We start from the raw sequence: 12,850 nt of genomic DNA, 5'->3' as shown, positions 1-12,850 counted from the left end.
CCAAGCAGAAGGGCCGCAGCATCACGCAGCGTCGGCCGTATGCCGAGGATCGGTCATGCAAACAATGTCGCCCAGATCGGCATCGTGTAGACGATCAGCGCGCCTTCACCGATGGTCAGTGTCTTCAGTGCGACGGTGGCGCAGCCCATCGCGCCACACTGCGATGCCGGCCAGTATCAGTCCGACGGCGGTGCGGGCGATACCGCGCGAGAACAATGGCGGCCAGTCGCGCAGCAGAAGCTTCAGGATTGGCCAGTTCATGGCCGTTCTTCAACCCACAGCCACGGTGCGACGCGTTGTCTCAGGCAATAATATCCGGGGTGATCTGATCTTCGATGAAAGAGATTCGGTCTTTCAGCTGAAGCTTTCTCTTCTTCAACCGTTGCAGCCGCAAAAGATCCGGTGCCGGTGAATGCTGCAAAGCATCGATGGCGGCGTCGAGGTCGCGATGTTCCTGCTGTAATCTGGCGAGTTCTAACGGAAGTTCGCGATCTTCGTCGTCATTCATGTTTCTAGCTGACTGGATTCGCAAATCATTTGCGAGGGATTTCTCACATGACTATCGCCGGTGCAGGCGCACCGCGCAAGCCGTCCGGTTCCGGGTTTTGCGGCGTGATCAGGTCACGATTCGTTTCGAACGATACACGAAATCCAAAATACACTTTTCAAGACCCATCGACAGATGTCCACTGTCATGTAGAATTCACGGTCCAACCGAACGAGTCCTGAGGTTCAATCCTACCGAGGAGTTTTCGAATGGCACTACAGGCGCATCTCGTCGAACTGGAACGCAAACACAAGGTTCTCGAAAGCGAATTGCACGACGCACTCGTGCACCTGTCTACCGACGATCTCCGCATCGTCGAACTCAAGCGTCGAAAACTGATGGTCAGAGACGAAATCCAGCGTCTCAAAAACGGCGCCAGCGAAACGCTGCACTGATTAACGGCTGCATTAACAGCGAACGATAAATCACAGCATCAACATCGCCGTTTACGTCACTGCTTTCACGTAGGTGCGGTGACGTCTTGCCCTGATCCCGCGATAGGTTTGCGACGAAGCATCCAGTTATTCGGTTGGCCTGGATCGCTTCGCCTGCAACCTTTCCCACTCAGTGTCCCGCCATTTCGGCCACGTAGTCCGCGATGGCCAGAGATGATGTCAGCCCGGGTGACTCGATGCCGAACAGGTTGATCAGGCCCGGTACGCCGTGGGTCTGGGCACCCTGGATCATGAAGTCCTGCACCGCGACTGCGGGCGGCACGATCTTCGGCCGCATTCCGGAATAGCTCGGCATCAATGCGCCGTCCGGCAGACTCGGCCAGTAGCGCCTGATGGCCGGATAGAACCGCTCTCCGCGTGCCGGATCGACCGTGTAGTCGATGTGATCCACCCACTCGACGTCAGGGCCGAAACGCGCCTGGCCAGCCAGATCGAGCGTGAGATGCACACCGAGGCCGCCCGGTTCCGGCACGGGATAGATCAGCCGCGAGAAGGGTGCTTTCGCATTGCAGCTGAAGTAGCAGCCCTTGGCCAGATAGGCGGGCGGTATCAGGTCAAGCGGCATGCCGTCGAGCATGCGTGCGATCGCTGTTGCGGACAGGCCGGCTGAATTGATCAGCATGTCGCAGGCCAGCGTCATCGGCGCCTCACCGCCGACATTCAGTTCGAAACCGCCGGCAGTGACCCGGCCGCGTTCCAGTGGTGCCAGGAACGCGAAGGCTGCACCCGCCGCTTCTGCTTCCCCGCGCAGCGATAACATATAGCTGTGGCTGTCGACGATGCCGGTGGAGGGCGACAACAACGCGGCTTCGCACGCCAGTGCCGGCTCCAGCGCGCGCGCCTCGGCCCCGGATATTTCCTCGAGGTCAGCGACGCCATTGGCTTCGGCGTGCGCCTTGATTGATGCCAGTTTGGCTATCTCTTCGGGGCGCGTAGCGACGATCAGTTTGCCGGAGTTGCGATGTGGAATGCCGCGATCCCGGCAATAATCATAGAGGGCCTGTTTTCCGGCGACGCAGAGCCGCGCCATCAAACTGCCGGCCGGATAATAGATGCCGGCATGAATGACCTCACTGTTGCGCGACGAGGTCACGGTACCAATCGCGTCCGCGGCCTCCAGCACGATGACCTCGCGTCCCGCTTCCGCCATTCGCCGGGCGATCGCGAGGCCCACGACGCCGGCGCCAACCACCACGCATTCAACCTTGTCCATGTCGCGTCCGATAGTTTGCTGCGCTGGTCATCCGCTGTCCAACCTTGCGGATGTGGCGCATTAGTAAAACATTAAGCATCACAGCCAATTACCACCAATTTTCGCCGCATTCTGCAGTTGCGACGCCACGCATTTACCTGATCCACATACCTGTAACCAAACACTCACGCTGCGAATACGCGGGTGTGTAATGACTGGCAAGATCGGGCGATCAGACAGCAAGGCGGCAGTGTCCGTCATCGCGGTCGCGTGCCTTCTCGGCGGCGTTGCTGGAGTCCACGCGCAATCCCCGGCGGTCAGTTATATCAGTGAACTCGACCCGCAAATGATCTGGCAGATCCTCATCGGCGGGTTTGTCGTGCTGGCATTTCTTGTTGCCATTGTGCTGTGGGTCGCTTCGGCGCTGCGCAATGTGCGTCACGAGCAGCAGCGTCGCAATGCGTTTGTCGGGTCCGCTCTCAATCATCTCGGCCAGGGCATCGTGATGCTCGATGCCCAGAAGCGGGTCGTGTTTTGCAACGATCGCTATCTTGAAATCTACGACCTGACGCGCGCCGACATCACCAAGGATATCACCGGCCCGAGACTGCGTGAATTACGCCGTCAGCGCGGTAAGCTCGATCTGGCCACCCAGAGCTTTTACGAGCAGAGCGTTCCCTCTGGCGAATACATCGCCGAGATGCCCGGTGGCCAATCCATTCACGTCAAGTTCAGCCGGCTTCCCAATGGCGGCGCGATCGGTATCCACGAGGATTGCACCGAGCAGCGTTTCCTGCAACGCGAGCTTGCGACCACCAAGCAATTCCTCGAATCCGTACTCGACCACGTTCCGATCTGCGTTGCCGCCAAGACCATTGATGATGGCCGCTACATCTTCGCCAATCGCGCTTTCGAGACCTTCTCTCGTCTCTCGCGCGATCAGATCGTCGGCAAGCGAGCAGACCAGATATTTTCGGCAAGATCCGCCAAGGCAATCGCCGAAGCCGATGCCCTGGCGGTGGAAACACACAGCCAGTGCCGCAGCGAATTCAACGTCGAGCGCGGTACGGAGATCCGCACGCTGGATAGCAATCGCGTGATTGCCCTCAACGAACGCAACGAGCCGGCATTCCTGATTGCGTTGTTCGAGGACGTGACCGAGCGGAAGTCGCTGTCCAAGGAACTGGAAAGCACCAAGAAGTTCCTCGAAACAGTGCTCGACAATATTCCCGTTTCGCTGATGGTGCAGGAAATCAACACCGGCCGCTATCTGTTCGCCAACCGTGGCGCAGAGGTTATTTTGGGGCGCAAGCGCGAAGACGCTATCGGTCTGACCGTTCCCGAAATGCTTCGCCCGGAAGAAGCGAAGCTGATCGTCAGCCGCGACCAGGCCGCGATCAGAAGTCGGACACCGATTGCGGAAGAGCATCCGATCAGCACGCGCGACGGATTGCGGCTGTTTCTGACCCGGCGGGTCACCGTGCTCGACGAAGCAGGCGAGCCGCAATATCTGATCAAGACCCATGAGGATGTCACCGACCGCCGCCAGACCGAGGCGCGGATGGCGCATATGGCCTATCACGATGGCCTGACCGATCTGCCGAACCGCCCGGCCTTCTTGCAGGCCCTGTCGCAGATGATCGATGCTTGCAGCGAGACGTCCGAGGAATTCGCGGTGCTGTCGATCGATCTTGATGGCCTGAAGGAGGTCAACGATGTCTTCGGCCATGGTATCGGTGACAAGCTGCTGGTCGAGGTGTCGCGTCGTATCGATGCAGCCGTCGGCGGCGGAGTCTTGGCGCGGCTCGGCGGCGACGAGTTCGGCGTGATCATCGACGGCGTGCAGCCGGCGGCCGGGCTGTTGATCGCAGAGAGGATCGCCGCGGCCCTCGCGGAGGAATTCCCCATCGACGGCAAGTCGGTGCGTACAGGCGTTACCACGGGCATCTCGCTGTTCCCGCGCGACGGCCATGACCCGGCCGCGTTGCTGGCGAATTCCGGCGCGGCGCTGTTCCGCGCCAAGTCGCAGTCGCGTGGTTCGATAAGCATCTTCGAACCGCAAATGGACCAGCAACTGCGCGACCGTCGCGTATTGCATCAGGATCTCTCGGCCGCGATCCGCAATGGCGAATTGTCGCTGCACTATCAGCCCCAGGCGCGCGCCGGCCAGACCATCGTCGATGCCGACATTACGGGCTTCGAGGCGCTGGCGCGGTGGATTCATCCGACGCGCGGTTTCGTGCCGCCCGGAGACTTCATTCCGCTGGCCGAAGAAAGTGGCCTCATCGTCGAGATGGGCGAGTGGATCCTGCGCCAGGCCTGCCTTGAGGCTGCCTCGTGGCCGGTACCGCTCCAGATCGCGGTCAACCTGTCGCCCGCGCAGTTCATGCACGGCGATCTCGTCAGCCTCGTGCATTCGATCCTGCTCGAAACCGGCCTGCAGCCCGGGCGACTTGAGCTCGAAATCACCGAGGGCGTGCTGATCGAGGATTTCGATCGTGGCGTCGCGTTGCTACGGCGGTTGAAGGCGCTCGGTGTGCGCATCTCGATGGACGACTTCGGCTCCGGCTATTCCTCGCTGACCTATCTGCAGGCATTCCCGTTCGACAAGATCAAGATCGACCGTGCTTTCGTGATCAATCTGGGGCTCAATCCGCAGTCCGCCGCCATCGTGCGCGCGGTCATCGGGCTTGGCCATGGCCTCGACGTCGCGATCGTTGCGGAGGGTGTTGAAACACACGAGCAACTCTGCTTCCTCGCCAGCGAAGGCTGCGATGGCGTACAAGGCTACTTTATCGGGCGTCCTGCCCCCATTGCGCAGTATGCTGGGTTGGTTGGGCGGATTGCCGCGACCTCTGTCGCTCGCAAAGCTGGTTGAGCGACAGACCGTTGAGAAGCGCTGATGCTGTTGAGCCCGCGGCGTTCCGCGGTTAGCTTGCGGTTATGACGAATCTCACTGCGACAATCGCGGACCCGGTCGCCAATGATGCGCCGGTTATCGCCTATCCCACGCCCTTGCTGCGGATCGACGGCGTCACCAAGGCATTCGGCGCGCATAGCGCAGTGGACAATCTTTCTCTGGACATCAAGGCCGGTGAATTCTTCGCGCTGCTCGGCCCGAGCGGCTGTGGCAAGACCACGTTACTGCGCATGCTGGCCGGTTTCGAAGCGCCGGACACCGGGAAGATCGAGCTGAACGGCGAGGACATCGCTGCGGTATTGCCGCATCAGCGGCCCGTCAACATGATGTTCCAGAACTACGCACTGTTTCCGCACCTCAACGTGCGCGACAATATCGGTTTCGGTCTCAAGAACGCTGGCTTGACGCGTCTCGGCATCGATACGCGGGTGGCCGAGATGGTGGCGCTGGTCAAACTCCAGGGACTGGAGAAACGCCGACCGGATCAATTGTCGGGCGGTCAGAAACAACGCGTGGCGCTCGCGCGGGCGCTGGCGCGACATCCGCAGTTGTTGCTGCTTGATGAGCCGCTCGCCGCCCTCGACAAGAAACTGCGCGACGAGACCCAGGTCGAGTTGATGACGCTGCAGCGCCAGCTTGGCACCACCTTCGTGATCGTCACCCACGATCAGGAGGAGGCGATGACCATGGCCGACCGCATCGGCGTCATGAATGGCGGCCGCCTGCAGCAGGTGGCGACGCCGCGGCAACTTTATGAGGCGCCGGTATCGCGCTGGGTCGCGGAGTTCGTCGGCGACATCAACATCATCGAAGGCGGCATCACGCACCGCGACAGCCATCGTCTGACCATTGCCGGCCGCGATGTCGGAACGCTGTTCGCGATCGAGCCGCGACATCCTGTCGGCGATGCAGTCATCTGCGTCGCCATCCGCCCGGAAAAGATCAGGCTGTCACGGCGTGGACCGGCGACAGACCTTGTCAATAGCGGTGCGATGAACAGCCTCGAGGGTGTCATCACCGATGTCGGCTATCTCGGCGGTCGTTCGCTCTATAAAGTGAAACTCGACCGCGGTGCGACATTGCGGGTGGCTCTCGCCAACACCGCACGGCTCGATGTCGATTCCTATTCGATGGGGGAGCGCGTCGCGGCATGGTTTGCTCCCGATGATTGCGTGGTGCTGCTTCAATGAGCGCGCGTCGCATCTTCACGGCGCCGGCGCGCCTCGCTGCGATCCCGCCTTACGTCTGGATGGTGCTGTTCTTTCTGGTGCCGTTCGGCTTCGTGCTGAAGATCAGCCTGTCGCAGACAGCGATTGCGCAGCCGCCTTATATGCCGGTGTTCGGACTGTCCGAGGGAATCAGTGGCCTGAAGGCCTCGTTTGCCGCGCTGTCGCTGGATAATTTCCGGCTGCTCGTTTCGGACAATCTCTATCTTGCGTCCTATCTGCGCAGTGTTCTCGTCGCGGTGGTATCGACCCTGATCTTGCTCGCGGTCGGTTATCCCATCGCCTATGGCATGGCGCGTCTACCCCGGCGCTGGCAGGGCATCGCGATGATGCTGGTGATCGTGCCGTTCTGGACCTCGTTCCTGATCCGCATCTATGCCTGGATCAACATCCTGCAGCATGACGGCTTGCTCAATAAGATACTTCTTGCGTTGCACATTGTATCGACGCCAGTCGTGTGGCTGTCCACCGACAGTGCGATGTATCTCGGCATCGTCTATTCCTATCTGCCTTTCATGATCCTGCCGCTCTATGCCACGCTGGCGAAACAGGACCCGTCGCTGATCGAAGCCGCGGCCGATCTCGGCGTCTCGCGCATTGACGCATTCTGGCTGGTAACAGTTCCCTTGTCCTTTCGCGGCGTCGGTGCCGGCGCGTTGCTGTGCTTCATCCCGATCATGGGCGAATTCGTCATTCCCGATCTGCTCGCCGGATCGAATTCGTTGATGATAGGCCAGACGCTGTGGCTCGAATTCTTCACGAACAAGGATTGGCCGGTGGCGTCGGCTACCGCGATTGTGTTGCTCGGGCTGCTGCTGATCCCCTTGCTGATTTATGACCGGTTGCAGCGCCGCCAGCTGGAGGCGCGCTGATGGCCGTGCATCCGCTTCGTCTGTCGCGCTTCAACGTCACATCCCTGGTGCTTGGTGTTGCATTTCTCTACCTGCCGATCGTCATTCTCGTCATCTATTCGTTCAATGCCTCGCGGCTGGTGACGGTGTGGGGTGGCTGGTCCACGCGCTGGTACACCGAGTTCTTCAACGACCGTGCGATGCTCGATGCTGCCTGGATGAGTCTTCGCGTGGGTGTCGTGTCGGCAACGCTGGCGACGCTGCTCGGTACATTGGCGGCGATTGCGTTGACGCGTGGCGCGGGATTTCGCGGTCGCGCGCTGATGTCCGGGATGCTCTACGCGCCGCTGGTGATGCCCGAGGTGATCACCGGCCTGTCGCTGTTGCTGTTGTTCGTGGCGCTTGATGCGGGGCGTGGCTTCGTCACGGTCACCATCGCGCACACCACACTCACCATGTGCTTTGTCACGGTCGTGGTGCAGTCGCGGCTCGCGGGTATCGATCGCAGCCTCGAGGAAGCGGCGATGGATCTTGGCCGCGACCCGTTCCGCGCCTTCCTGGCCGTGACCCTGCCACTGATCTGGCCGGCCATTGCTGCCGGCTGGATGCTGGCCTTCACGCTTTCGCTCGATGATCTGGTGATAGCGAGCTTTACGACAGGACCTGGTTCGGCGACGCTGCCGATACGGATCTATTCGGAAGTGCGTCTTGGCGTGAAGCCGGAGATCAACGCGATCTGCACGCTGATCGTCGGCTTCATCGCCGTGGTCATCGTACTGGCATCGCTGGCATCGAAATTGTCGAGCGCCCGTGGCGAAAGCGCCGCGCCGTTATAAGGCAAAAGTCAGTTCGCCTTGGGTGCTGCATCCGCAGGTGCTGCTGCGGCAGGCGTATTGGCGGGTTTTTCCGGCTCTGTTGCCGGCGTCTGTTTGGGCACACCCGTAAAACGTTCGATCACCGAGCGTACCGCATCGCGGGTCTTGCGATCCTTGACGGCGTCAAGCAGGGGAGCTGCGCCGGGCGAACGCCGGATCAGGCTTTCCGGATCCGGGAAGATCAGCGGATCGTCCCATGGGCCCTGGATCACGAAAGGCAGTTCGAAGCCGCCGGTGCCGTTGGCCGCCGGGTTGAGGCTGGCGGTGCCCTTGAAGTCATATTCGCGCGACGGCACCGACGCGGTGCCGGTCAGCGTCAGTTTTGCCGCTGGCCCATCGATCCGGATATCCTGCGCGGTGGCGATGCCGTCATTGAATTTCACGGACATGTTGAGCGTGTTGAACGGCGTCGAACCCGAGCGGAAATTGCCGGCGCCGGACAGGGGACGTCGCTCCAGCCGCTTCAGCAACTGTTCGACGTTGAAGCCGCTGATGGCGCCGTCATGACCGGTCAGCGTCGCGGTTCCGTCGAGCGATTGCGCGAGGCCGAACGGCGATGAACCCGAGGCCTCCAGCATCATGCTGAGATTGCCGCGGCCGGTGAGCTTGTTGACGCCGAACAGATCGCTGGCACAGGCCTGCAGGTCCACATCGCTGAACTGGAACTGGGCTTTCACGTCAGCCACGGCGTCGGAATGCGCAACGTTGAACGACCCTCGGACGATGCCACCATATATCTGCGCTTCACCCACCGAGAGCGCCAGCGTGCCGCCGCGCAGGTTGGCGCCGAGCGCGGTACGGCCGAGCACGGACGAGCCGACGGTGACCTTGGCGGCCGATAGGCGCATGTCGAGATCGGTAGTGGACAGCGCGTTCAGATCGAACAACTGCCGGTTCCAGTCACGCGCGCCGGAGGCGAGTAGTCGCACGGTGGATACATAGGGCGTGAAGTCGAGCGCGCCGGCAGCCAAGGTCGCCTGCAGCGTCTGACGGCCGGTGTTGCTGTACGTCATGACGCCTTCGGCGCTGTTGCCGTCGAGCTCGACATTGACGTTGGTGAGGGCAATCGACGGGCCCACGAGGCTGGCACGCGCCTTGAGGGCAAAGCGGCCGAAACCGCCCGAGCCGGGCGGCGCCTGGCCGACCCAGCGCAGTGCATTGCGGAGCGACATGCTGTCAGCGGTCAGCGTGCCCTCCATGACGAGGCTGGCGCGGTTAGCAACAGTGCCGTCAAAGGCGAGCTTGATCGGCGCGCCGGCGATGCGTGCCTTTACGCCGGAGCGCTCGCCCGACAGTGCGGCAATGAAGTCGCTCACGCTGAGGCTGCCGTCGATCCGCTCGCCGCGCCAGTCGAACTGGCCGGTTGCCGCGAATGAGCGCGAGATGGACGGCCAGGCCAGCGACAGGTCGATGTCGCTGAGACGCTCGCTATTGTGCGAGTCCTGATAGTGCAGCACGCCGTCCTGGATGCGGATTTCGGAGAAGGACAGCGGTTGTTCGGCGCCCGGCTTCATGGTGCGGGCGATGGATTCGATGAACGGGGTCCAGTTGCTGTCGCCGGAGGTTTCGCGGATCACGCGGATGCGCGGCCGTAGCATCATCATGTCGGCGATTTCGAAGCGCTGCAGAAGTAGCGGAAGCAGCCGCAGATTGGCCGTCAGCACATCGACCGTCAAAGCAGGATCGATCGACCCGCCGCCCTTCAGGCCGACGTCGTGAAACGAGACATAGCTGCCCGGAAAGACCGACACATCCACCGCGCCGTTGACGACGAAGTCGAGCCCCGTCACGGCGCGAATCTGTGATTCCACGGCATGGCGCAGCGTATCGCGGTTGAGCAACCACGACATGGCGAACAGCCCGATCACCGCAACACCCAGGAGCGCCGCAATCGGCATCCCCAGGCGTCTTATTCCTTGGGCACTCGTCAATGAACTATCCGGGTTGGTTGGTGGTCACACATAGCGGGGCGGCATCCATGTGCGCCCACGTCCAAGGTCCTCAATTTGAAGGGTTTTCTTGACGCTTTCAAGGCCATAGCAGGGGTGATGGGGTCGCAGTCCCCCGCGATTGACCTACCGCGGAGTTTCCGCCTAATAATCCACCACATAGCCGCCCGCGCCCGCTGGGTTCTCAGCGCATTCCTGCATCAGGTCGATTCCCATGAACAAGGTCTACCCCGACGCCAAATCGGCACTCGATGGCATTCTCAAGGACGGCATGATGATCATGTCCGGCGGCTTCGGCCTCTGCGGCATTGCCGAGGACCTGTCGGACGCATTGCGCGACTCCGGGGTCAAGGACCTCACCGTGGTGTCCAATAACGCCGGTGTTGACGGCATCGGCCTGTCCCGCCTGCTCGAAACCCGCCAGATCAAGAAGATGATTTCGTCCTATGTGGGCGAGAACAAGCTGTTCGCCCAGCAGTATCTGGCGGGCGAGCTGGAACTCGAATTCTCCCCGCAGGGCACGCTGGCCGAGCGCATTCGCGCCGGCGGCGCCGGCATTCCGGGCTTTTACACCAAGACGGGCGTCGGCACGCTGATCTCGGAAGGCAAGCCGACGATGGAATTCAACGGCGAGACCTATATGCTGGAGCGTGGTCTGTTCGCCGACATCGCGATCGTGCACGCCTGGAAGGGCGATACCGCAGGCAATCTCGTCTACCGCAAGACCGCCCGCAACTTTAACCCGATGATGGCGACCGCCGCGAAGATCACCATTGCCGAAGTCGAGCATCTGGTGCCGGCCGGCGAGATCGACCCGGATCACATCCACACTCCCGGCATTTTCGTGAAGCGCATTGTCGAGGTGGGTACCGGCAAGAAGCGGATCGAAAAAGTGACCTCGCGTCAGCGTCCCGCGTAACCGCCAAAAGCAAAAACAGGAGAGAACGATGGCTTGGACCCGTGATCAAATGGCAGCGCGCGCGGCTAAGGAATTGCGCGACGGATATTACGTCAATCTCGGCATCGGTATTCCGACGCTGGTGTCGAACTACATTCCCGAAGGCGTCGACGTTCAGCTGCAGAGCGAGAACGGCATGCTCGGCATGGGTCCGTTCCCCTATGAGGGCGAGGAAGATCCGGACCTCATCAATGCCGGCAAGCAGACCGTCACCGAACTGCCGACCACCAGCTATTTCTCGTCGGCAGACTCCTTCGGCATGGTCCGCGGCGGCCATATCGACTTGTCGATCCTCGGCGCCATGCAGGTCGCTCAGAATGGCGACCTCGCCAACTGGATGATCCCCGGCAAGATGGTGAAGGGCATGGGCGGTGCGATGGACCTCGTCGCCGGCGTCAAGCGCGTTGTCGTGGTGATGGAGCATTCCGCCAAGGACGGCGCCAAGCTGCTGAAGAGCTGCAACCTGCCGCTGACCGGCGAGCGTGTTGTCGACATGGTCGTGACCGATCTGGCGGTGTTCACCATCGACAAGCACGGCAATGACGGCATGGCCCTGATCGAGCTTGCCGACGGCGTGACGCTCGATGAGGTGAAGGCCAATACCGAAGCTGAATACCGGGTCGCGCTGACCAATACGTGATGCCGCAGGATGGGTAGAGCGCAGGCGCGATCGCGCCGAAGCGAAACCCATCATCCCGGCGCACCGGGTGACAGTTGGATGGGTTTCGCTTTGCTCTACCCATCCTACGAATTCGGAGCTTTGGATGCCCGGCGACTGCCGGGCATTTGCGCATAGGAGCTACATTCGCATGCGCGCGAGTCTCGAAGACCGTTTCTTCCTGCTGCTGATCGTCGTGGTCACGCTGGCCTTCGGCTGGATCATGAGCTCGTTCTACAGCGCGATCCTGTGGGGCGTCGTGATCGCGATCATGTTCGCGCCGATGCACCGGCGTCTGGAGCGCCGGATGCCGACGCATCCGAATTCGGCAGCCCTGCTCACCGTCGGCCTGATCGTGCTGATCGTGATCCTGCCGCTGACACTGGTTGGTGCATCGCTGGCACAGGAAGCGGCCGTCGTCGTCGGCAAGATGAAATCCGGCGAATTCAATCTCGCGCGCTTCCTTCAGCAAATTCTCGATGCCGCGCCGCAATGGGCCAGGAGTCTGCTCGATCGCTTCGGGATCGCCAATCTCGGAGGCCTGCAGGAGAAGATCTCCAACGGGCTGATGCAAGGTAGCCAGTATATCGCCACGCAGGCGCTGAATATCGGTCAGAGCACTTTCGACTTCATCATCAATCTCGGCATCATGCTCTATCTGCTGTTCTTCCTGTTCAAGGACGGTGAGGCGCTGGCGCAGCGTGTGAAGGACGCCATTCCGCTGCGGCCGGACCTGCGTGACGATCTGATGCAGAAGTTTACGGTGGTGATCCGCGCCACCGTGAAGGGCGGCATTCTGGTTGCGCTGGCGCAGGGCGCGCTGGGTGGTCTGATCTTCTGGATCCTTGGCATCAATGCCGCGCTCCTGTGGGCGGTGCTGATGGCGTTCCTGTCGCTGCTGCCGGCGGTCGGCGCCGGACTGGTCTGGATGCCGGTCGCACTCTATCTGCTGGCCACAGGCTCCATCGTTCAGGGCGTGATCCTGATCGCCTATGGCTTCCTTGTCATCGGCCTGGTCGACAACATCCTGCGCCCGATGCTGGTGGGCAAGGACACGAAGCTGCCGGATTACCTGGTGCTGATCGCCACACTTGGCGGCATCGATGCCCTCGGTCTGAACGGTTTCGTTGTCGGTCCCGTGATTGCGGCGATGTTCGTGGCGGCCTGGGCGATCTTTGCGGAGTCACGCAAAAGCGTTCAGATCCCGACCGCGTAAGCG

Annotated in this window: 12 protein-coding genes; 8 read left to right on the top strand and 4 right to left on the bottom strand. The window is 61.4% G+C overall.

Annotated elements, in window-relative coordinates:
- Positions 1-105 precede the first annotated feature (105 nt).
- Positions 106-261, bottom strand: a complete 156-nt coding sequence (locus AC1RLZ_RS18515) for a hypothetical protein (protein ID WP_493189810.1) — start codon at positions 259-261, stop codon at positions 106-108.
- 40 nt (positions 262-301) lie between these two features.
- Positions 302-508: a YdcH family protein gene (locus AC1RLZ_RS18510; RefSeq protein ID WP_068728782.1), complete on the bottom strand. Its 207-nt coding sequence runs from the start codon at positions 506-508 to the stop codon at positions 302-304.
- A gap of 248 nt (positions 509-756) precedes the next feature.
- Here AC1RLZ_RS18510 and AC1RLZ_RS18505 point away from each other — a divergent pair, with 248 nt between their 5' ends.
- The gene (locus tag AC1RLZ_RS18505) at positions 757-942 is read left to right on the top strand and encodes a YdcH family protein (RefSeq protein ID WP_371421078.1); all 186 of its coding nucleotides are present in this window, start codon (positions 757-759) and stop codon (positions 940-942) included.
- A 169-nt stretch (positions 943-1,111) separates the two neighbouring features.
- On the opposite strand, the gene AC1RLZ_RS18500 is transcribed toward AC1RLZ_RS18505, so the two are convergent.
- Entirely contained in the window at positions 1,112-2,215 is a 1,104-nt protein-coding gene (locus AC1RLZ_RS18500) for an NAD(P)/FAD-dependent oxidoreductase (RefSeq protein WP_493189809.1), read from the bottom strand.
- Positions 2,216-2,405: 190 nt separating this feature from the next.
- On the opposite strand from AC1RLZ_RS18500, the gene AC1RLZ_RS18495 reads away from it, so the two are divergent.
- The 4 genes from AC1RLZ_RS18495 to AC1RLZ_RS18480 all read left to right on the top strand — a co-directional run bounded on the left by AC1RLZ_RS18495 (position 2,406) and on the right by AC1RLZ_RS18480 (position 8,027).
- Positions 2,406-5,072 carry a sensor domain-containing protein gene (locus AC1RLZ_RS18495; protein ID WP_493189808.1) on the top strand — a complete coding sequence of 889 codons (2,667 nt, stop codon included), beginning with the start codon at positions 2,406-2,408 and terminating at the stop codon, positions 5,070-5,072.
- 65 nt (positions 5,073-5,137) lie between these two features.
- The gene (locus AC1RLZ_RS18490) at positions 5,138-6,304 is read left to right on the top strand and encodes an ABC transporter ATP-binding protein (protein ID WP_493189807.1); all 1,167 of its coding nucleotides are present in this window, start codon (positions 5,138-5,140) and stop codon (positions 6,302-6,304) included.
- On the top strand, positions 6,301-7,212 hold the full coding sequence (locus AC1RLZ_RS18485; protein ID WP_493189806.1) for an ABC transporter permease: 912 nt from the start codon (positions 6,301-6,303) through the stop codon (positions 7,210-7,212). The genes AC1RLZ_RS18490 and AC1RLZ_RS18485 overlap by 4 nt, the downstream gene beginning before the upstream one ends.
- The gene (locus AC1RLZ_RS18480; RefSeq protein WP_493189805.1) at positions 7,212-8,027 is read left to right on the top strand and encodes an ABC transporter permease; all 816 of its coding nucleotides are present in this window, start codon (positions 7,212-7,214) and stop codon (positions 8,025-8,027) included. Before AC1RLZ_RS18485 ends, AC1RLZ_RS18480 begins: the two co-directional genes overlap by 1 nt.
- 8 nt (positions 8,028-8,035) lie before the next feature.
- On the opposite strand, the gene AC1RLZ_RS18475 is transcribed toward AC1RLZ_RS18480, so the two are convergent.
- Positions 8,036-9,964: an AsmA family protein gene (locus AC1RLZ_RS18475; RefSeq protein WP_493189804.1), complete on the bottom strand. Its 1,929-nt coding sequence runs from the start codon at positions 9,962-9,964 to the stop codon at positions 8,036-8,038.
- Between the two features lie 265 nt (positions 9,965-10,229).
- Between AC1RLZ_RS18475 and AC1RLZ_RS18470 the strand changes: the two genes are divergently transcribed.
- The 3 genes from AC1RLZ_RS18470 to AC1RLZ_RS18460 all read left to right on the top strand — a co-directional run bounded on the left by AC1RLZ_RS18470 (position 10,230) and on the right by AC1RLZ_RS18460 (position 12,847).
- Positions 10,230-10,934: a CoA transferase subunit A gene (locus AC1RLZ_RS18470; RefSeq protein WP_068728766.1), complete on the top strand. Its 705-nt coding sequence runs from the start codon at positions 10,230-10,232 to the stop codon at positions 10,932-10,934.
- Between the two features lie 28 nt (positions 10,935-10,962).
- Complete coding sequence (locus tag AC1RLZ_RS18465) at positions 10,963-11,613, top strand: 3-oxoacid CoA-transferase subunit B (RefSeq protein ID WP_493189803.1); 651 nt, start codon at positions 10,963-10,965, stop codon at positions 11,611-11,613.
- Positions 11,614-11,782: 169 nt separating this feature from the next.
- Positions 11,783-12,847, top strand: coding sequence for an AI-2E family transporter (locus AC1RLZ_RS18460; protein WP_493189802.1), 1,065 nt, complete (start codon positions 11,783-11,785; stop codon positions 12,845-12,847).
- Positions 12,848-12,850: the final 3 nt, after the last annotated feature.

It is taken from the genome of Tardiphaga sp. GW822-FHT04G09 (genome assembly GCF_058800725.1).
This window is presented reverse-complemented; position numbering and strand designations above follow the sequence as displayed.

What these genes read in the sequence shown, in the direction of transcription:
- AC1RLZ_RS18515 (WP_493189810.1), bottom strand. Translation starts at nt 261, where the DNA reads ATGAACTGGCCAATCCTGAAGCTTCTGCTGCGCGACTGGCCGCCATTG.
- AC1RLZ_RS18510 (WP_068728782.1), bottom strand. Translation starts at nt 508, where the DNA reads ATGAATGACGACGAAGATCGCGAACTTCCGTTAGAACTCGCCAGATTA.
- AC1RLZ_RS18505 (WP_371421078.1), top strand. Translation starts at nt 757, where the DNA reads ATGGCACTACAGGCGCATCTCGTCGAACTGGAACGCAAACACAAGGTT.
- AC1RLZ_RS18500 (WP_493189809.1), bottom strand. Translation starts at nt 2,215, where the DNA reads ATGGACAAGGTTGAATGCGTGGTGGTTGGCGCCGGCGTCGTGGGCCTC.
- AC1RLZ_RS18495 (WP_493189808.1), top strand. Translation starts at nt 2,406, where the DNA reads ATGACTGGCAAGATCGGGCGATCAGACAGCAAGGCGGCAGTGTCCGTC.
- AC1RLZ_RS18490 (WP_493189807.1), top strand. Translation starts at nt 5,138, where the DNA reads ATGACGAATCTCACTGCGACAATCGCGGACCCGGTCGCCAATGATGCG.
- AC1RLZ_RS18485 (WP_493189806.1), top strand. Translation starts at nt 6,301, where the DNA reads ATGAGCGCGCGTCGCATCTTCACGGCGCCGGCGCGCCTCGCTGCGATC.
- AC1RLZ_RS18480 (WP_493189805.1), top strand. Translation starts at nt 7,212, where the DNA reads ATGGCCGTGCATCCGCTTCGTCTGTCGCGCTTCAACGTCACATCCCTG.
- AC1RLZ_RS18475 (WP_493189804.1), bottom strand. Translation starts at nt 9,964, where the DNA reads ATGCCGATTGCGGCGCTCCTGGGTGTTGCGGTGATCGGGCTGTTCGCC.
- AC1RLZ_RS18470 (WP_068728766.1), top strand. Translation starts at nt 10,230, where the DNA reads ATGAACAAGGTCTACCCCGACGCCAAATCGGCACTCGATGGCATTCTC.
- AC1RLZ_RS18465 (WP_493189803.1), top strand. Translation starts at nt 10,963, where the DNA reads ATGGCTTGGACCCGTGATCAAATGGCAGCGCGCGCGGCTAAGGAATTG.
- AC1RLZ_RS18460 (WP_493189802.1), top strand. Translation starts at nt 11,783, where the DNA reads ATGCGCGCGAGTCTCGAAGACCGTTTCTTCCTGCTGCTGATCGTCGTG.